The organism is Paenibacillus sp. PL2-23 (genome assembly GCF_040834005.1).
Lineage (GTDB): Bacteria > Bacillota > Bacilli > Paenibacillales > Paenibacillaceae > Pristimantibacillus.
The window spans coordinates 2,323,729-2,343,499 of record NZ_CP162129.1 but is presented as its reverse complement, the minus strand read 5'-3'; the positions used below and the strand labels follow the sequence as shown (position 1 = coordinate 2,343,499).

The 19,771-nt window shown below is 53.0% G+C and carries 14 protein-coding genes; 2 read left to right on the top strand and 12 right to left on the bottom strand.

Features of this window, described 5'->3' with window-relative positions:
- Nucleotide 1: 1 nt before the first annotated feature.
- The 11 genes from AB1S56_RS09755 to AB1S56_RS09705 all read right to left on the bottom strand — a co-directional run bounded on the left by AB1S56_RS09755 (nt 2) and on the right by AB1S56_RS09705 (nt 15,098).
- Entirely contained in the window at nt 2–673 is a 672-nt protein-coding gene (locus AB1S56_RS09755) for a sulfite oxidase-like oxidoreductase (RefSeq protein ID WP_340872047.1), read from the bottom strand.
- A 19-nt stretch (nt 674–692) separates the two neighbouring features.
- Nucleotides 693–1,616, bottom strand: coding sequence for an ABC transporter permease (locus AB1S56_RS09750; RefSeq protein ID WP_340872048.1), 924 nt, complete (start codon nt 1,614–1,616; stop codon nt 693–695).
- Nucleotides 1,600–2,667: an ABC transporter permease gene (locus AB1S56_RS09745; protein WP_340872050.1), complete on the bottom strand. Its 1,068-nt coding sequence runs from the start codon at nt 2,665–2,667 to the stop codon at nt 1,600–1,602. The genes AB1S56_RS09750 and AB1S56_RS09745 overlap by 17 nt, the downstream gene beginning before the upstream one ends.
- Nucleotides 2,660–4,159 (bottom strand): ABC transporter ATP-binding protein, encoded by a 1,500-nt coding sequence (locus tag AB1S56_RS09740; RefSeq protein WP_340872051.1) that lies wholly within the window; start codon nt 4,157–4,159, stop codon nt 2,660–2,662. The genes AB1S56_RS09745 and AB1S56_RS09740 overlap by 8 nt, the downstream gene beginning before the upstream one ends.
- 55 nt (nt 4,160–4,214) lie before the next feature.
- Nucleotides 4,215–5,246: a BMP family protein gene (locus tag AB1S56_RS09735; RefSeq protein WP_340872052.1), complete on the bottom strand. Its 1,032-nt coding sequence runs from the start codon at nt 5,244–5,246 to the stop codon at nt 4,215–4,217.
- Nucleotides 5,247–5,487: 241 nt separating this feature from the next.
- Nucleotides 5,488–6,525 (bottom strand): glycoside hydrolase family 88 protein, encoded by a 1,038-nt coding sequence (locus AB1S56_RS09730; protein ID WP_340872053.1) that lies wholly within the window; start codon nt 6,523–6,525, stop codon nt 5,488–5,490.
- Between the two features lie 72 nt (nt 6,526–6,597).
- Nucleotides 6,598–8,226, bottom strand: coding sequence for an ABC transporter substrate-binding protein (locus tag AB1S56_RS09725; protein WP_367903454.1), 1,629 nt, complete (start codon nt 8,224–8,226; stop codon nt 6,598–6,600).
- Between the two features lie 62 nt (nt 8,227–8,288).
- Nucleotides 8,289–9,188, bottom strand: a complete 900-nt coding sequence (locus tag AB1S56_RS09720; RefSeq protein ID WP_340872056.1) for a carbohydrate ABC transporter permease — start codon at nt 9,186–9,188, stop codon at nt 8,289–8,291.
- A gap of 17 nt (nt 9,189–9,205) precedes the next feature.
- Nucleotides 9,206–10,168, bottom strand: a complete 963-nt coding sequence (locus AB1S56_RS09715; RefSeq protein ID WP_340872057.1) for an ABC transporter permease subunit — start codon at nt 10,166–10,168, stop codon at nt 9,206–9,208.
- Between the two features lie 252 nt (nt 10,169–10,420).
- A complete protein-coding gene (locus tag AB1S56_RS09710) occupies nt 10,421–12,688 on the bottom strand; it encodes a helix-turn-helix domain-containing protein (RefSeq protein ID WP_340872058.1) in 2,268 nt (755 codons plus the stop codon).
- A gap of 331 nt (nt 12,689–13,019) precedes the next feature.
- Nucleotides 13,020–15,098 carry a beta-galactosidase gene (locus AB1S56_RS09705; protein ID WP_340872059.1) on the bottom strand — a complete coding sequence of 693 codons (2,079 nt, stop codon included), beginning with the start codon at nt 15,096–15,098 and terminating at the stop codon, nt 13,020–13,022.
- A gap of 126 nt (nt 15,099–15,224) precedes the next feature.
- On the opposite strand from AB1S56_RS09705, the gene AB1S56_RS09700 reads away from it, so the two are divergent.
- Both AB1S56_RS09700 and katG read left to right on the top strand, forming a co-directional pair.
- Nucleotides 15,225–16,067 (top strand): AraC family transcriptional regulator, encoded by an 843-nt coding sequence (locus AB1S56_RS09700; RefSeq protein WP_340872060.1) that lies wholly within the window; start codon nt 15,225–15,227, stop codon nt 16,065–16,067.
- 181 nt (nt 16,068–16,248) lie between these two features.
- On the top strand, nt 16,249–18,441 hold the full coding sequence (katG, locus tag AB1S56_RS09695; RefSeq protein WP_340872062.1) for a catalase/peroxidase HPI: 2,193 nt from the start codon (nt 16,249–16,251) through the stop codon (nt 18,439–18,441).
- Nucleotides 18,442–18,521: 80 nt separating this feature from the next.
- Here katG and AB1S56_RS09690 read toward each other — a convergent pair whose 3' ends face one another.
- Nucleotides 18,522–19,574 carry an ATP-binding protein gene (locus AB1S56_RS09690; RefSeq protein WP_340872114.1) on the bottom strand — a complete coding sequence of 351 codons (1,053 nt, stop codon included), beginning with the start codon at nt 19,572–19,574 and terminating at the stop codon, nt 18,522–18,524.
- Between the last annotated feature and the right edge of the window lie 197 nt (nt 19,575–19,771).

The following is a 19,771-nucleotide window of genomic DNA, read 5'->3' as shown; positions in this document are numbered from 1 at the left end:
ATTAATCGAACTCCTTCTTCAGCCATTCATCCTCTGGCATAATAAACTCCTCGCTGGAAAAGCGCTCCTCCTTGAAGGGATCGGCATAATTGTGGAAGCCGTTACGTTCCCAGAACCCCGGCCGATCCTCCTTCATAAATTCAATGCCGCGAATCCACTTGGCGCTTTTCCAGAAGTAGAGATGAGGAACGATCAGACGCAGCGGCCAGCCGTGCTTGTCCGTAAGCGGCTCTCCTTGGAATGAATGCGCCAGAATGACGTCCTCCCGAAGCAGATCCTCCAGCGGAAGATTGGTTTCGTATTCCTCGTCAGCATGAATCATTACGTAGCGGGCATCCGGCTTGGCACCCAGAAGCGGCAGCAGGTCGGCGAATTTGACCCCCTCCCATTCCGTGTCCAGCTTCGTCCAACGCGTTACGCAGTGAATGTCGCGCAGAATAGTCGTCTGCGGCAGCCCCTTAAGCTCCTCGAACGAAAACGACCGCTCCTGCTCCACTTCGCCGAATACTTTCAGCGTCCAGCTCGATAGGTTATACTCCGGCACATCTCCCTCATGCAGAATCGGGAACCGCTCCGTCACGGTCTGTCCCGGCGGTACGCGATGAGCGATCTCCGCTGGCACCTCAGGCAGCTTAGGAGCCGCTTTCTTCAGTCTTTCCGCTTTGTTATGCATCTTCCCAATCACTCCTCCATTAACGCGAGCTTCCGCTCGATTTGCGTGCTTCCTGCATATATCCTTTATCCTTAAAAAACAGCATAGCCAGAATGGTCACCACATATGGAACCATCATGGTGAAATGGGTCGGCAGCGCAAAGCCTTGCAGCCGGATGCTCAGCGATTCCATGAATCCGAACAACAAGCTTGCCCCGGCCACGCCAAGCGGTGTTGATTGTCCCAGCATGGTGGCGACAAGCGCGATAAAGCCTCGCCCCGCCGTCATGCCTTCCGTGAACATCGTCACATTGCCCAGTGACAGCTGAGCGCCGGCGAGTCCACATAACGCGCCGCATAGCAATACGGCGCCATACTGTATGCGCGTCACCTTGATGCCCAGACTGCGAGCAGCGGTGGGATTCTCTCCGGCAGCGAGCAGGCGGAAGCCTGACACCGTCCGGAACAAATAATAATGAAGCGCTGCAACGATAAGCACCGAAGCATAGACAAGCACGGAATGCCCGGACAATACGAAGCCAAGCCAAGGAATGTCCTCCACAATGGGGATATGCAGCTTAGGCAAGCCCACCATGTTTTTATCGTAATAAGCGCCCTTCACATCGAAGATTGCCCTCAGGGAGAATGTGGTCAGCCCCAGCGCAAGGAAGTTCAGCGCGATGCCGACAACGATGACGTTCGCTTGAAGCTGTATACTCATGTAGGCGAACAACATGGAGAAGACGAGCGTGCAGCCAATCGCGAACAGCAAGGACAGAGCAATGCTGCCTGTCAAATAATTGCCTACGATTGCCGAGAACGCACCAATCAGCATCAACCCTTCCAGGCCAACGTTGAACAGGCCGACTCGGGCACAAATCGCGCCGCCAAGAGCGGCGAGCAGAATCGGCGTTAACATGCGCAGCGCCGAAGCGAACAACGAAACGTCAAACAGCTGGTCCATTCCCCGCCCCCGCCTTCTTCCGTTTAATGAATGAATAAGTCAGCTTGGCCGACACGAACAATATAAGCACGGCCTGAATAATACTGGAAACCTCCAGCGGAACCTCGGTATTGCGCTCCATGCCCATTCCGCCAGTCTGGAGCGCAGCGATCAATAGGGCAGCGATCGCCGTGCCGATGGGATGCGAGCCGGCAAGCAGAGTCGCCATGATGCCAGACCACGCATAGCCCGGAGAGGTCAGCGCGCCGTCCAGGTAACGATATTGTGTGCCGAGCACCTCTACGGAGCCCGCTAGTCCCGCAAGTCCGCCGCTGACGAACATGCTGAGGAACATTAATTGGCCGCGCTGCACGCCGCCGTAGCTTGCGAACAGCGGATTGCCGCCAAGCATACGAATTTCGTAGCCCTTGACGGTATGCTTCATGAATAGGTACAAGAGGATCGTTCCGAGCAGCGCCAGCACGAAGCCTGCATGCAGACTGTATCCTTGGAACAGCTTCGGCAGCCAGGCCGCCTTGTCCAGCATGACGGTCTGGGCCATTGCCGCAGAGCCTGTTGTATCCTTGAGCGGGTAAGTGACGACATATCCCGCGAAATACGTTGCGATATAATTGAGCAGCAGCGTCGTAATTAGGAGATTCATCCGGAACCTGGCATCCAGCCAGCCTGCGAAGGCCGACCATATGCCCCCGGCAAGCATACCTGCCATAATCGCTCCAATGAGCTTCAGCCAGCCTGGACCCGGCAAATAAATAGCGGTTACGGCTGCGCTTAACGCGCCAAGCACCATTTGGCCTTCCGAGCCCATATTGAAGAAGCCGGCCCGGAACGCAAGCGCCACACCTAGGCCGATTAAGATAATGGGTGTAGCCCGGGCGAGCGTATTGGTGACAAAATAAAAATTGCCGAATGCGCCCTTCCACATTTCCGCGTATGTCTCCGTAACAGAGCCTCCCACGATAACAATCGCGATCGCTCCCACCGCAAGTCCAGCGATCAGCGCAAGGAGCGGCTGCAGCAGCGGCTTGAACCCATTCACCAGCTTATCCAACTGCCTTACCTCCCGCCATAAGCAGACTTATCTTCTCTTCCGTAGCCTCTTCAGCCCTTAGCTCTCCTACAATTCGGCCCTCGAACATAACCAGGATGCGGTCAGACAGCTTGAGCACCTCCGTCAGCTCAGAGGAGACTAGCAGAATAGCGCCTTGCTGCTCCCGTTTGCTCAGCAGCTCGCTATGTATGATCTCCATCGCGCCAACATCGACGCCTCGCGTCGGCTCAGCGGCGATCAGGAACGGCGACTGCTGCGCCAGCTCGCGGGCCACGATCAGCTTCTGCAGATTGCCGCCGGACAGATGCTGAGCTTTCGTCTGAAGCGATCCCGTCTTGATGCCGAACCGCTCCACCCAGCCGGCAACCATGGAACGCGCTTGGCCTCTCCGTAGAATCCCGCGCTTCGACAGCTTGCTGGCATGGCCCATGATGCCGTTCTCTGTGACGTCCGCCTCCTTGGATACGCCCCACATATAACGATCCTCCGGTATATGCGCGAGCCCGGCGGTCCGGATCCTTCCTACCGACGCACCCGTCACATCCTGGCCGCACAGCCTGATCTGGCCAGCATCCGGCTGCAGCAAGCCGCCCAGCACTTGCAGAAGCTCCGATTGGCCGTTGCCCGAAATGCCGGCTATACCAACAATTTCCCCCGCTCTCACAGAAAGGCTGACATTATCCAGGAGCGGCTTCGTCTTCCCGCCTCGCAGAATCAGCCCGTTCGCCTCCAGCACCATGTCTCCCGTTGCAGCCGCTGAACGGCGGAGCGAAGCAAGCTCACGCCCCACCATCATACGTGACAGCTGCTCTTCATCCGTATCGGATGCATGCACCGTACCCGTTACTTGGCCATCGCGCAGCACCGTAATCCGATCGGCTACCTCCATAATTTCACCAAGCTTGTGGCTGATGAGAATGAAGCTTTTCCCTTGCCGCGCAAGCTCCTTGATCGCGACGAGCAGCTCTTTGACCTCAAGCGGCGTCAATACACCTGTAGGCTCGTCCAAGATAATAATTTCCGCGCCTTGATAGAGCACCTTCAATATCTCGACCCGCTGCTGAACACCTAGCGAGCATTCTCCAACTCGCTTCCAAGGATCGACGGGCATGCCGTATTGCTTGCCCAGACGAAGCGTTTCCTCGGCCGCAGCCTTGCGGTTGAAGCCGATTGCGCGGGAGGGCTCGCGACCGATTACAATATTCTCAGCTATAGTGAACGAGGGGAACAGCATAAAGTGCTGATGCACCATACCAATGCCATGCTTAATGGCATCCGTCGGACTGTCGAAGCTCACGGCCTTGCCGCCGAGCTTAATCTCGCCGGACGTCGGAAGCTCCATTCCGTATAGAATCCGCATAAGCGTCGTTTTGCCGGCGCCGTTCTCGCCTACGAGCGCATGAATTTCGCCCTTTTGAAGCTGAAAGGAAACGTTCCGGTTCGCGGTCACGCTCCCGTAGCTTTTCGTAATGCCATCCATTTGCAGCAGCATACAGTCGCTCCTTTCAACAAGCAAACCGGCTGCTAATCGCAGCCGGTATCATGAACTATTGAGCTAGCGGGTTGATAACTTCAATCTTGCCGGACTTGATGTCTTCGGCGATTGCCTTCACCTTGTCTACCGTTTCCTGACCGACGAACGGACTGAGAGGAGACTTGCTCTCTCTCGTAACAAACGTCAGGCCGACACCGTCTTCCTTCAAGCCGTAGTCTGCGGCTCCGAATTCGAATGTACCACTCATGAATGCTTTAACCGTTTCGTATGCTACAGCATCCGTGCCCTTCAGCTGCGACAAGACGATATGCTCAGGGTCCAGCTCCGTGCGGTCCACGTCCTGGCCGGAAGCGTAGAAGCCAAACTCCTTCGCCGCTTCGAATACCCCGAGATCGCCTACCGCTGCCATACCCGCGATGAAGTCTGCGCCTTTGGAATGCTGCAATACGGCAAGCTCCTTGCCTTTTGCGGAATCCGTAAAGCTGCCGACGTAGTTCACGAAAAACTCAGCATCAGCGTTGGTGTGCTTCAAGCCTTGCTCAAAGCCTTTTGTATATTTGCTCAGCAGCGGAGCGTCGATGGCGACAACCGCACCTACCTTATTGGTTTTTGTGGAGAGGCCTGCAGCCGCCCCGAGCAGGAACGCCGCTTCATGCTCGCGGAATACAACGCTGCGAACGTTTGGCTGATCCACCACTGTGTCGATAATTGCAAAGGACTTGTCCGGATTTTCCGGCGCAACCTTATTCAGCGCGTCCTCTGCTTGGAATGTAGCCGTAATAATCAGATCGTAATTCTCAGCCACCGTGGAGCGAAGGTTCTGCTCGAAGCCGGCCGGGTCTGTCGATTCGATTGTTTTCACTTCCGCGCCAAACTCTTCGCCTGCGCGCTTGAAGCCTTCATCCATTAGAGCGAAGAAAGGGTTGACGCCGATTTGCTCAGGCAGAACAAGCGCTATTCTTTTTTTGTCCGCTTCGTCCCCGCCGCCATTCGCGGCTCCTTCGTTGGTATTGCCGCCGCCGCAAGCGGCGATGACGCTGATCGCAAGCATGAGTGTCAAAACAAACGCTAAATGTTTTTTCATGATGATTTCTCCTTCTTTTTTCAATTCTATGCAGCAAAAATGCGAATCCCTAACGAATCACGTGTCCGTTGTCGGAATCCGCATTCATTTCGTAGTTATTCGACATATTTCAACTCTATTCTACATGATAGTATATCACACGCAAGTTCACCTATGGAATCGTCAAAAATTTGTAACAACCCTCCGTCTCGGCCCATAAGCAAGAGGACAGCCATTGGGCTGCCCTCTTCTCTAGCAAAGCTTATTGCTGCTCCATATTATTCTCCAGAACTGCTGCAAGAAAAGCAAGGGCAAGCCCTTGTCCCCAGCCCTGCGCCCACTTCCGATCGATGCCGAGGTAACCGGCAATGTCGTTCATGACGGCCGTGCCGCCGGACACGTTCATAACGCGGCCGTTATCCGCGATGTTGGCCAATAAGCCGTCTAGCGCCTTCTGCACGTATTTGCCATGCAGCGGATTTCCTTGCGTAACCATCGCCGCGCCAATACCCGCCGTCGCCGACACCTCGCCATAAGCCTCCGGATAGTCCAGTACGGTGCCCCATAGCCCATCAGCCTTCTGCAGCTTCTTAATCGCCGCAAGCTGATCGCGCAGGGAGCTCCATATATGCATCATGGGCGGATACAAATACGCTTCCGGCAGCACCTTTGCCGCCCGGGACATCGTATAGGCTGCCCAGGCGTTGGCGCGAGCCCAATATATACCGGACATATGATCTTTATTAATATGATTGTAGCCGTGGTACCATAGGCTGTCATTCTCATCCTGCAAGTAGTTGATATGCCAGAAATATTGGTTCAGCGCATCCTCAATCAGATGCTTCCTCTCGAACATGATGCCCGCGCGCAGCAGGAAATACGCCGCCATGAATAACGTATCCGCCCAAGCCTGCTCGGGGAAGTCGTTTTTGGACGAAACCGTATGCTGGAGCACCCGGTCACCGAAGCGGAGCGCCTTGTTCTCCAGATAGTCTACCTTGCTCATGATCAGATCGACGTACTTCTCATCCTTGGTATGCTCGTACAGCGTAAGCAGCATATGTCCGATCGCGCACGTATTCACCGTCCATGACTTTGGCAAGCCCGCTTCCATATATTCATCCACCCAAGCGATCATCCGTTCCAGATACGCTTCCTCGCCGGTAACCTCATACGCTCGGCAGACGCCGTAATAAGCGACGCCGCCCGGCCAATCCCAGGTCAGATCCATCCCGAACGTATATTGCGCGACGCGGTCGACCACCGCCTGAAGCTCCCTGCTATCCGCGATTATTTTCATCTCTTATATGCCTCCATCATGTCCAAAGGCCCCCGCCGGGGGCAGGGGCTTTGGTATTGGTTAGCTCACAGCTTAACGGAATTGTCCTGCGTCAATCGCTGCTTGCTTCTCATCCAGAATTTCCTGATAGCCTTGCTGCAGGTATTGCTTCTTCGCCTCTTCGTACAGCGCGTCGAACTCCTCCGGCTTAGCAAGCACAAGCTTGACATACTGCTCCTGGAACAAGGAATTCAGGTCCGCCTTGTATTCATTCACCTTCTCCAGAACGACGCTGAACAGCGCGTCCGGTGTACGATATTCCGCTACCTGATCATAGTACTTCACAAGGTCCTCTGCCAAATATTCGTAGCCGACAGGGCTCCAGTTGCGAAGATTGGCTTTACGTGTTTTCTCAGGGTCGTCATATTGTGCAATTTCCGTTACAAGACCCCAATAATCCTTGTTATTGTTCTGCGACAGAACAGACTCGCCCTTGAAGTCCGGATTGCGGACCGCGATGCCCTCAGCGTCCAGCGTGTAGTTCTGTCCTTCCACGCCATTCTGGAAGAAGAACAGGTTCTCCGGCTGGCTCAGCCATTCCAGATACATCCATACTGCCGCTCTTTCCTCGTCGGACGACTCGTAGTTGATGCCCATAATGAAGCCAAACGGCCAGTATGCGCGAGCCTGCGGCTTGTAGCCTTCCGGCACGCCTGCAGTAGGAGGGACAACAGCAAATTCAGCCTCAGGGTTATTCGCCAGAGTAGCGGATATTACATCCAGATTGTTGGTCAAGTATACGCCGAAGGTACCCGTCTTGCCTGCTACAAACTCTGCCTTCACCTTGTTGGCGTCATCACGAAGGTAGAATTCCTTGTCGATCAAGCCATTGTTGTATTGGTAGTTCAGATTGCGCAGGAAACGCTCGGAATCCGCTGTCGTCAGGTCGGCTACGCCCAGATCGGAATAAAGCGCGCGATACTTGGGATCAACCGGCCATTCGCGGAACGGGTAGCTGTAGATGTAGTTGTTCATAAGCAAGCCTGCGCCCGCCGTTCCCAGACCAGCTTCCTTCCACTTCGCAAGCATCTCGTTGTACTTCTCAAGTGAAGTCAAGTCCTCAACCTTCATGCCTACCTTCTCCACCCAGTCCTTGCGGATCAGCGAGGTGAAGTTGTCGGCATTGGGACGCGCGGCGAAGAAGAACACTTGATTGTCTTCGACCGTGCCGTATTGCTTAATCGTTTCGCTCATATTGGCCCAATAAGTAGGCGCGTAATTCGCAATTTCATCATGGTTCAATTCCTGCAGCACGTCTTCGCCATAGTAGTTAAGCGCTTGCGGCATGTCGTAGTGGAAGATGATATCCGGCGCTTTGCGCGATGCAAGCAGCTGCTCGAAATCCTGCACCTCGTTAGCCCGAGTAATCGGCACATACTTCACTGTAATGTTGTATTTGTCGCCAAACTCCTTCTGAACCCAACGTGTATAATAATTGTCTGTGACGTTCCAGCCCTCGAATGCCCGCTCATACACCGGAATTTCGAGCGTCACCTTTTCAGGGAAGCCTTTTGAATAATCCGGGAATGCGCCATCCGGCGTTTCCGTTGCGCTGTTTGTACTGGATGAAGTCGGACTAGGCGAGCTGTTTGTGTTTGAATTGTTATTGCCGCCCGTACAACCGGCCAACAGACCAACAATGACGAACAGTGCCGTAAACATAGATAACTTTCTCTTTGTGCTCATCGATACATTCCCCCAATAATGGATTTTCGAAATCGAAATTATTCTTTTACGGCTCCCAGCATAACCCCTTGAACGAAGTATTTCTGGATGAACGGGTAGACCAGGAGTATCGGCAGCGTCGCGAACACGACGCAGGATGCCTTAAGCACTTCCGGATTAGTGAGCTGTACTTGCGTAGCCTCCAGCTGGAAGCTTTCGCTTGCCTGGATGACCAGGTAATACAGCTTCAGCTGCAACGGCCTCAGATCAACCGCCTGCTTAATGTAGAATAATGCATCCTGATAAGCGATCCAGCGTCCCACCGCATAGAAGAGAGCCAGTGTCGCGAGAATCGGCTTAGAGAGGGGCAAGACGATGTTCCACAGGATGCGGAAATGTCCGGCACCGTCGATTCTGGCTGATTCCTCCAAGCTGACCGGAATACTGTGCGACAGCGATGTCTTCATGATCAGCAAATTAAACGGGCTGAACGCGAGCGGAAGAACCAGCGCCCAGATGGTATCCAGCAATCCCAGATTGTTAACCAGCATATATTCAGGAATAATACCGCCGCTGAAGTACATGGTGAACAAGAAGATGACTGTCAGTGTTGTCCTTCCCTTCAAGGTTGGGCGGGACAGCGGGTAAGCGGCGCAGATAGTGATAATCATGCCCAGAATAGTGAACATAATGGTCACGATGATAGAGATGTACAACGATCGCATAATACTGGCATCGGCAAAAATTTTGCCATATGCGGTGAAGTTAAGACCCATCGGCCACAGCATCACTTTGTTAGCGATTACATAGGCGTCCGCGCTGAGCGACTTTGATGCAACATGAACGAATGGCAGCAAGCAGGCCAACGAAGCGGATAAGACCGAGAGGTTAATGAGCACGTCCCATATGTCAAAGCGCTTTTTGCTTCTGCTGCCCACTATGCCGGTGGATGCTTCCATAGTACGTTTCCTCCTCTCTACAACAATCCGTCTTGGCCAAGCTTCTTCGCGATCCGGTCGGCCATGATCACCAGCACGAGACCAATCACGCCCTGGAACAATCCAAGCGCAATCGCGCTGCTGAAGTCTCCCTTCTCAATTCCCCAGCGGTACACAAGAACAGGGATATTGGTCGTGTACTCGGTCGTCGCCTTGTTCTGCAGGGCGAAGATCCGCTCGAACGATCCGTCCATCATTCTTCCAAGGTTCAAGATGAGAAGCGTTACAATTGTTACGCGGATCGACGGAAGCGTCACGTTCCAAATCTTCCTCCATCTGCCGGCGCCATCGACAGTCGCCGCCTCGTACAACTCAGGGTTGATGCTGCTGATTGAAGCCAGGTACAGGATGGTTCCCCAGCCCATGCTCTGCCAGACGCCAATGGCCAAATAACTGAACAGCCAGTGGGTATCCTCCTGCAGGAATGGAACCCGTTCGCCACCCATCATCTCGATCAGGTTATTAACCATGCCATTGCCTTCACCAAGCAGCTGATAAGCAATCGCGCCGATAATGACCCAGGACAGGAAGTGTGGCAAATAGAGAACCGTTTGATTTACTTTTTTAAACTTCACGTTTCTAATTTCATTCAGCAGCAACGCGAGTATGATCGGCGCCGTGAAGCTGAAGATCAGATCCAGACCGTTAAGCATCAGCGTGTTGCGTACCGCTCTTAAGAAATCATGTCTCGCCATGATTTCCTGGAACACTTCGAATCCGACCCATTCGCTTCCCCAGAACCCTCTCGCGATCTTGTAATCCTTGAAGGCGAGCACGAGTCCGGTCATCGGTGCATATCTGAACACCAGCACGAAGGAAAGCGGAATCATCAGGAGCAAATACAGCTGCCAGTCTTTTTTCAAATAATGCGCCATCCCGCGTTTGGGCCCTTTAAATTTTAAAGCGATTTCATATTGGTTTGAAGCGCTTTCAGCTTTCATAGTTTCACCTCCTAGCTTTGGACTTTCTCGGACTCTTAGGGTGCTCCAGGCATCTGCTTGGGATGTGCCCATCGTACCCCGATTGCCGTTGATCGGTAAATCATGAGTATTGATTATCCCTGTCATTTTTGATTAAAAAGCTTGATATTGCGCGCTTTTGCGGCAACGATAAATCAAATTTGATCGTTCATAGCAAAAGTGAAGCTGCCAATCGTCATTCATGACCGACCGGCAGCTTCATCAAAACGTTTATTATGACGACTTGGATCTCAGCGCCCGATAGTTGCTGGGAGGCATGCCCTCGTACTTGCGGAAAAATCGGTTAAGGCTCTGCACATTAAAATATCCCACTTCCGATGCAATCTGCGTAATCGTCATATCGGATTCATGCAGCAATTGCTTGGCCTTCTGTATGCGCAGATGATTGGTGTAATCAATTAAGCTTTTGCCTGTCAGGTCGAATACGATTTTGCGCATATAGGAATAGCTGATTCCGATTTCCTTCGCCATATCCTCGAATTGAATTTCTTCGCAATAATGCTCCTCCAGATAACGAATAATTCGCTCGCCATGCTTCGCTTCACCTTGATTGCGTTCCAGATATTGAATAATTTCCGCAAAAAACTCTCGCAAGTATTTTTCCAGCTCATCCAGCGTATCCATTGTCGCAATCGCGGAATAGATATTGCCGCGGCCCGCGAATATACGCGCCGTGCTGACATTTTTCTCCCGCAGATGCTTGATCGTGACACCGACGAGTTGATGATAAATAAATAGAATGTTGTCGTACGATATATACTCCGCCGATTGAATGTCGCTTCGTATCTGATCCAGCTCCGTCATTATGCTGTCCAAATCAACAAGCTCCAGAAAGTTAATGATTTTTCGTTCACTGTTGGCGGGATACATATATTTTTTATCGCGGTCCACCTCCTGCTTCGCATAGAAGATACAGCCGCTTCCATTCATCATCCGCTGCTTGATGACCTCCATCGCCTCCGCATGAAGCTCCTTAATGAGCGAGGTGGAATCCGAGGTCCGGCTTACGCCAATCGTGACGGAATGTCCCAGCACCTCCAGCGCGTAATCCCGTATCTGGACGAACGACTCCTTCCACGCTTCAGCTTCGCTTGCCGGCTCCTCCTGCGAATAATTAAGCACCAAGGCAAAGCTTCCTTCCCCCTGATAAACACATTTCGCAATGGCTCCTTGCTGGAACAGGCCCTCAAATTTCGCAATAAGCAAATATCGGTGATAGCTGCGCGATTCCGGATTACGTTTGCTTACATATCTCCGATACCGGTCGATGGAGATGACAGCAACCAAATAATCAGGTTCGGTGAACATTTCATCCAATTCCTTGGTCACCTCTCCCCTTAGCAGGCGATGGACGGCGAGACTTTGTGTATCCTGCTCACGCTCCTGCAGCAAGGCGTATAATTCCTCCTCCTCTTCCTGCATGCGCTTGAACGCGGAATCCAGAAACGCCAGCTCGTTGGCATTCGTCACCATCAGATTGCCCCGCTCCCGCATCGACCTTACAAGCTTGCGCAGAGGCTTGGACAGCCAAGTGGCTAAGAAAACAGACAATGCTGTACCCGCTACAATAATAATGGCCGTGATCCAGAAGATACTGCGCTGCAGCGTGTGCGTCTTTGTCATGAGCTCATCCATGGAATATACGCTCACGTTCCACCAGCCAAAGCTGGAGGAACGAGACCACGCGTACAGCAGCCGTTCTCCATCCAGCTCTCGATACGAATATCCTTCCTTAGAGGAGCTGTTCAAAATATTGTGCAGATGCGGCTGCTCCATGCCGTTTGTCAGAAGGAGCGACTTGTCGTTATGCGATATAATCGTCCCGTCCGGCTCCATCAGCAGAAAGCCCTGGGCGCCTTGCTCCGATGATCGCAAATATTTGGCAACCTGGCTCTCCAGCATGTTAACGACGATAACGCCTCTTGTATTTGTTGACAGCCTATTCAGAGGCAGCACGTAAGAGATGACAGGAATGCCGGAATCCGTCTTGCGGGAATACCAGATGCCGCTGATGCCTCTTCTGTCAGACAACGCTTCATCCAGCCAGGACACTGAATCGTAACGATCCAATGTTGTGATGCTCTTGTCCGTCGAGATGACATAATCTGCACCCTCAAGCTGAAAAAACGATGAATAAACACCGTCTACCCGATGCTTCATGTTGACCAGCTCGCGCAATACGACTAGGGCGGTGCTCATATTGTTGTAATTGGCGTTCAGCTGCGAATAGGTGCCGAAATCGCGGACACGATCGAATACCTTGGTAGAGGTCAGCCTCACCGCGTCCTGCGCCAAGTTGTTAAGCGCATTTTCGTTCAGCCTGCTGCTGGCGTGCAGACCCGCCAGAGATGAAGCGGCAATAGCGCTTTCGGAATTTTTCATAATTTCCGAGCCGCTGTACCAAGTGAGCGTGGCCGTCGGAATAGCCATAACGCAGATCAGAATGACAGTCAGCTGAAGCATCATTGAAAACCGTTTCATGGGAGACCCTCCTGCTTGTATCTCTATATACCACAAGTTATACATATTAGACAGCGCTTACATTTCCATCTTGCCTGCAAATGGAATGATGTACATCCCCATGGTATTCTAACGATCCCTTCCCGTCAATGGCGGGATTGTATTACCAGCAAGTATTTACCTAATATTTGAAGCTGATCGCATTGACACAGGGTTATTGCAATGATAACATACCAGCGATCATATCCCGTTTGCGAATATTCATCAATTTCTGAATGAATAAGCATGGCCCGACGGGAACAAGGCTGCCGTTAACTGGAGCGGCAGCCTCGTCTTTTCCAACCATATAATCTTATGAAGCAGTGCCCGCTGGATTGGCTTTCCGCTTCAGTACCGTTATTCCGTTTACCGGCAAAGCTACAATGGCTTCTGCCACTTGGCCTGTCTCTACGTCCCTATACCCTCGGCCGTCCAGCTCCACCCGCTTCGCTTCCCCGCTGAAGTTCATCAGGAAGACGTAATCCGTTTCTCCATCAGTACGCAGCGCCGCCGTTACGCCGGACGGAAGCTCCGACTCCAGCGCACGCGCGACTCCCGCTTGGCTAACGACGGAAGTGTAGAACGCCAGCAGGAAATCCTCCTTATGGCGGGCAGCCATATAGTAGGCCTTGCCTCGGCCAAGCCTGTTGACTGTCAAAGCGGGACGCCCCGCGTAGAAGCTGTCCGTATATGTGCCCAGCACCTCGGCCTGCTCCGCATGGATCAGCTCGCAAATTTCATGCGCCTCGAAGCGGCCGGTGATGCCAAGCTCGTTGTCTGCCAGCATCGATAATCCGTTACTGTCTTCGTCGTACAGCCCTTCAATCTCCTCCGCCCAGATGCCGAGCGTTTTGCGAAGCGGACCAGGGAAGCCGCCAAGATGGCATAGATCATGCTCGTCGACGACGCCGGACCAGTATGTCGCGACCAGCGTGCCGCCATTCTCGACGAATTGCTCCAGCTTGCGGCCAGTCTCTTCGCGGCACAGGTACAGCATCGGAGCCACGATGAGCTTGTACGGGCCAAAGTCGTCTTCGCTGCCGATGACGTCCGTCGGTACGCCCTGCTCCCACAGCGCGCGATGATGCTTGATGACCGTTTCTTCATAATGAATGCCCATATTGCGCGGTCCTTGCGCATCCTTCACCGCCCAGCGGTTATCCCAATCGAACAAAATCGCCGTCTCGGCTGGCGTTGAAGCCCCCGTTACTTCCGAGATGTCCGCCAGAGACTGGCCAAGCTCGGCGACGTCCTTGAACACCCGAGTATGCTCGTGCCCCGCATGGTCGACGACCGCGCCGTGAAACTTCTCGCTGGAGCCGCGGCTCTTGCGCCATTGGAAGTACTGCACGGAATCCGAGCCATGGGCGATTGACTGCAGCGAAGATAAACGATGCATGCCCGGCTGTTTCAGCTTGCTCACGGGCTGCCAGTTTGTAAGGCTTGGCGTGCTCTCCATCAGCAGGAACGGCTTTTGCATGATGGAACGATACAAGTCATGATAGAACGCAACCGAAGCGCCAAGCTCGATATCGTCATTTCCCTTATGCCAGGTCGGATAAGCATCCCAGGAAACGAAATCCAACACGCGCGAGAACTTGCGGTAATCGAGGCCTTCGATCATGTGCATGTTGGTCGTGGCGGGAAGCTCGGGATTCGCGCTCTTCACGGAGTCGATCTCGTGCTTGCAGAAATCAATCGTCTGATCCGTGACGAACCGGCGCCAGTCGATATTTTGGCCGTGCACCATATTCTCCCCGTGTGGAGCCGGCGATTCAACCTGACTCCAATCCGTGTACGTATGGGCCCAGAAATTAGTCCACCAAGCCATGTTCAGAGCATCCAGCGTGCCGTATTTCTTTTTCAGCCACGTTCTGAATGCGTCCTGGCACAGGCCGCAGTGGCAGTCGCCGCCGAACTCGTTGGAGATATGCCAGCCAAGTACGGCTGGATGATGGGCATACCGCTCGGCCAGCTTGCCGTTAATAATCGCGGTCTTCTCCCGGTAGGCGGGAGAGGTGTAGCAGTGATTATGTCTCATGCCGTGCAGGTTCCGAACGCGATTCGCCTCAAGCCGCAACACCTCTGGATACTTCGCGGATAACCAGGCCGGACGCGCGCCGCTCGGCGTAGCCAGCCAGGCGTAGATGCCGTTCTGCTGGAATCGCTCAAGCACCTCGTCCATCCATTGAAACCGGAATTCGCCCTCCGTCGGCTCCAGCGCCGCCCAAGAGAAGATGCCGATGGCCATGACATTGCAGCCTGCCAGCTTCATCAACCGGATATCTTCCTCCAACACTTTGGGATCGTGAAGCCATTGATCGGGATTGTAATCGGCTCCGTGCATCAGTACCGGCAGCTTGGGGCTGACCGGTGCATGTCTCATAGTCATGGTAAGCATCCACCTCATAATCGTCATATTCGCTTATTCATTTTGATCATAGTCCAAAGTACGGTTATAATCATAGAACAGATCCATCAATAAATCGTCTGATCTTAACATGGGGTGAAATCCTGTATGATGCCGTTCCTGCTCGCCGAAAACGCCAATGTGAACAAGCCGCTCCCGCTCTACGTGTTTTGCGTAGGCAATCATGAACAGAAGGAAATCGACCGGAGAAAGTCGGGATACCCTGCCCATCAGCTGTTCCTGACCCGAAGCGGCAAAGGGATGTTTCGTATGAACGATGGCCGCGAATTGACTTTAAAGAAGCGCTCGGTCTTGCTGCTGCCCGCTAATACCGGTCATGAATACCGACCTGATGAATCCGAGGACGTATGGGATCTTGGCTTCGTTGCCTTCAGCGGAGCAACAGCGGCTGATTTGCTTCAGCAGATGGATGAGCTGGTGCTTAGCGCCCTGGAGGTCACCAACTTCGACGCCTTGTGGCATCAGTTGGAAGCGATCTGGCATGTCATCAATCTGGGCAGCGAGCACGCCTACGAAGCTTCGAAACGAATGTACGATATGCTGTTAACCTTAATGGAGGGAAAGTATCCGGTCGGACAAGCTTCCAAGAAGGTGTATCCGGCAGACCAGCCCAATCCCGCTCTCCAATCGGCGGTTCAGCTTATTCACGATCATTATGACGAAAGGCTGCTGTTGTCGAACGTGGCCGGGGCGACTGGCTATTCCATCCAGCATTTCCACCGGCTGTTTGTGGCCAATTACGGCGTAACGCCGCAGCAGTACATTCTTCAGCTCCGCATGCGGCGTTCGCTTCAACTGTTCGAGGAGCAACCGGGCATCACGGTAGATCGCGTAGCGGACATACTGGGAATGGACACCAGTTATTTTATCCGAATGTTCAAAAGAACTTACGGGGTTACGCCGAAACAATATGCCAAGGGGCATTCCTAACTGAGGTTAACGTGTTAAGCCACAATTTGACTGCTGATGAAGCTTGGATTAACGCCACATGATGATGGGGTGAAGATTGCATGAAACTTGCATTCTGTCGTTGATTTCGTGACGAAATAGACTTATAACAGGAAGTAGAGCATATCCTTTATTGCTACTTTATTTCATAGGAGCTGATCGTATGGAGGGTTCTGTTACGACTAACGCAGGCAAGTGTCCATTCATGCATGGCAGCGCAACCAGTCACAAATCTACTGCAACGTCTAATAAGGATTGGTGGCCTAACCAGTTGAACCTAAGCATTCTCCGTCAGCATGATCGGAAATCGAATCCTATGGGAGAAGACTTTAACTATGCGGAGCAATTCCTGAAGCTGGATTACGAGGCGCTCAAGCAGGATCTTCGTGATCTGATGACTGACAGTCAAGAGTGGTGGCCAGCCGATTACGGTCATTATGGTCCCTTCTTTATCCGCATGGCATGGCACTCTGCGGGTACATATCGTTCGGGCGACGGCCGTGGCGGCGCGGGAAGCGGAACGCAGCGCTTCGCACCGCTGAATAGCTGGCCGGACAACGGCAACCTGGACAAAGCCCGCCGTTTGTTATGGCCCATCAAGCAAAAGTATGGCAACAAAATTTCTTGGGCTGACCTGATGATACTGACTGGCAATGTGGCCATTGAATCAATGGGCGGCAAAACGTTCGGCTTCGGCGGCGGCCGTGAGGACGTCTGGCATCCTGAAGAGGACATTTATTGGGGAAGCGAGAAGGAATGGCTGGGCGACAACCGGTACTCGGGCGACCGCGAGCTGGAGAATCCGCTTGCTGCTGTTCAGATGGGACTCATCTACGTGAATCCTGAAGGCCCTAATGGCAATCCTGATCCGCTCGCCAGCGCGCGAGACATTCGGGAAACATTCGGCCGGATGGGAATGAATGACGAGGAGACTGTCGCACTGGTTGCTGGAGGCCATACATTCGGCAAGGCGCACGGCGCTGGCGATGCCGCTCTAGTCGGCCCCGATCCGGAAGCTGCGCCAATTGAAGAGCAAGCACTCGGCTGGATAAGCCAGCATGGCTCCGGCAAAGGTCGCGACGCCATTACGAGCGGCGTCGAAGGCGCGTGGACGGCTAATCCGACGCAGTGGGACAACGGCTTCTTCGATATGCTGTTCGGCTATGAGTGGGAGCTGACGAAGAGCCCTGCTGGCGCGCATATCTGGCATGCCGTCAATCCTGACGAGCAGCATCTGGCGCCTGACGCCGAGGATGCGTCCATCCGTGTCCGCACAATGATGACGACCGCAGATATGGCGCTGCGCGTTGATCCCGCTTATGAACAAATTTCTCGTCGATTCCATCAGAATCCGGATGAATTTGCGGACGCGTTCGCCCGCGCTTGGTTTAAGCTTACGCACCGCGACATGGGACCTCGCGACAGATATCTGGGACCAGAGGTGCCGGCGGAGGAGCTGATCTGGCAGGATGTAGTGCCTGCTGCCGAACACGTTCTCTCCGAGGCGGAGGCCGAAGAGCTGAAAGCCCGAATATTGGCGTCAGGACTATCGGTCAGCGAGCTGATCACAACAGCTTGGGCTTCAGCCAGCACCTTCCGTGGATCCGATATGCGCGGTGGAGCTAATGGCGCCCGCATTCGTCTGGAGCCTCAGCGGAGCTGGGAGGTCAACCAGCCAGAGCAGCTGGGCAATGTGCTCTCGATTCTGGAAGGTATTCAAGAGGATTATGGCAGCCAGGTAAGCTTGGCGGATCTGATCGTGCTTGGGGGCAACGCAGCTCTGGAGAAAGCGGCGCGCGATGCCGGCTACCAGGTAACAGTGCCATTCGCTCCTGGTCGAGGCGATGCTGAGCAAGAGCAGACGGATGTCGAAAGCTTCTCCCTGCTGGAGCCAATGGCTGACGGCTTCCGTAATTATCAGAAGAAGCAATATAGTGTAAGCCCTGAAGAGCTCCTTGTCGACAAAGCCCAACTGCTGGGCCTGACCGCTCCCGAGATGACTGTACTGATCGGCGGCTTGCGCGTGCTTGGCGCCAATTACGGCGGCTCTTTGCACGGAGTGTTTACGAATCGGCCAGGTAAGCTTACAAATGATTTCTTTGTTCATTTGCTGGACATGAATATTGCATGGAAGCCTGTGGACGGCATCGTATACGAAGGCCGTGACCGCAAAACCGGCGAAGTCGTTCGCACCGCCACTCGCGTTGATCTTGTCTTCGGCTCCAACTCCATACTTCGCGCAATTGCGGAAGTATACGCTCAGGACGATAACAAAGAGAAATTCGTACACGACTTTATATCGGCATGGGTTAAGGTTATGAACGCGGATCGGTTCGATCTGAAGCGGCCTCATTAATTTCCTTCGATATGCGAAAGCCGCAACAAAGCGGAGCAGGGCTATTCCCCTGGCTCCGCTTTGTTGTCATTCACAGTGGATTAATGAGAACCGTTTGCTGGAGCAGATGACGAAACGGGCAATACAATCTTAACCGTTGTGCCTTGATTCAGCTTGCTCTCAAAGGACAGAACCCCTTGGTGAGCCTCTACGATCCGGTGGCAAATGACCAATCCAAGACCCGTGCCATTCTCCTTTGCGGAGTAGAAGGGCTCGCCCAATCGATTCAGTCCATCCTCCGGAATACCTAGTCCCTGATCCATAATGTTAATGCCGACCTTGTTGTTATTGACGGAACAGACGGTGATGCGCACATTGCCTCCGCCTGGCATCGCTTCAATCGCATTTTTTATCAGATTGATGAGCAGCTGCTTCATCTGGTTCGGCTCGCAGATGAAGGCTGTCAGCTCTATTTTGCTCGCTACAATAATCTCGACACCGTGGAGACGAGCCTGCGGCTGCATAAACGATACAACGCTTTCAATCAGCTGATTGAGATGAACACTGACGAAGTGGATGCTCTGAGGCTTGGCCAGGCTCATAAATTCATCGACAATTCGATTAATGCGCTCAATTTCGTTCAGCATAATATCTACGTAGTCCGTATTTTTTTCCTTCAGCAATTGCATGAAGCCCTTTAGCGAGGTTAGCGGATTCCGGATTTCATGAGCGATGCCTGCGGCCAGCTCCCCCACAATGGACAGCTTCTCCGACTTGCGCAGCAGCTCCTCGGCCTTCTTGTTCTCCGTAACATCTCTCCCAATGCCGACAAAAGCGATTGTCCCGCCGTCATCATCCTTTAATGGGAATACAGATACATTGGCAAAAAAAGTACTGCTATCCTTTCGAATCATAACAATCTCGACTCCGGCAATTTCCTCTCCCGCCAGAATCCGCTGGAACATCTCTAGCAGCCCGGACCGGTTCTCCTCGCTTACCATTGGAGCAACCTCGCCTACGATTTCCTCCTGCCGCCATTGATGCAATTCCTCAAATTTTTTATTGACAGCCATAACCCGGCCTTCCAGGTCGAAGACCGCTACACAATCGGAGGTTTGATTAAATAAAGCTTCATAGAATAGCCTCTTGTCCATTTCATTCGCAAAGAATAGTTTCGTCACCGGAATCACCCACAATGTATGTATATTCGCCGCTCAACTTCCCGCTAACGAGCTTCGCCTTCATTTTTCTAATATTAGTCTATTCTAGCATTTCTAATGCCATATCGAAAACAAAAAAAGCAACCTCGCGAGGTTGCGTTTCTTAAAATATAAGAAAGCATAAGCTTTCT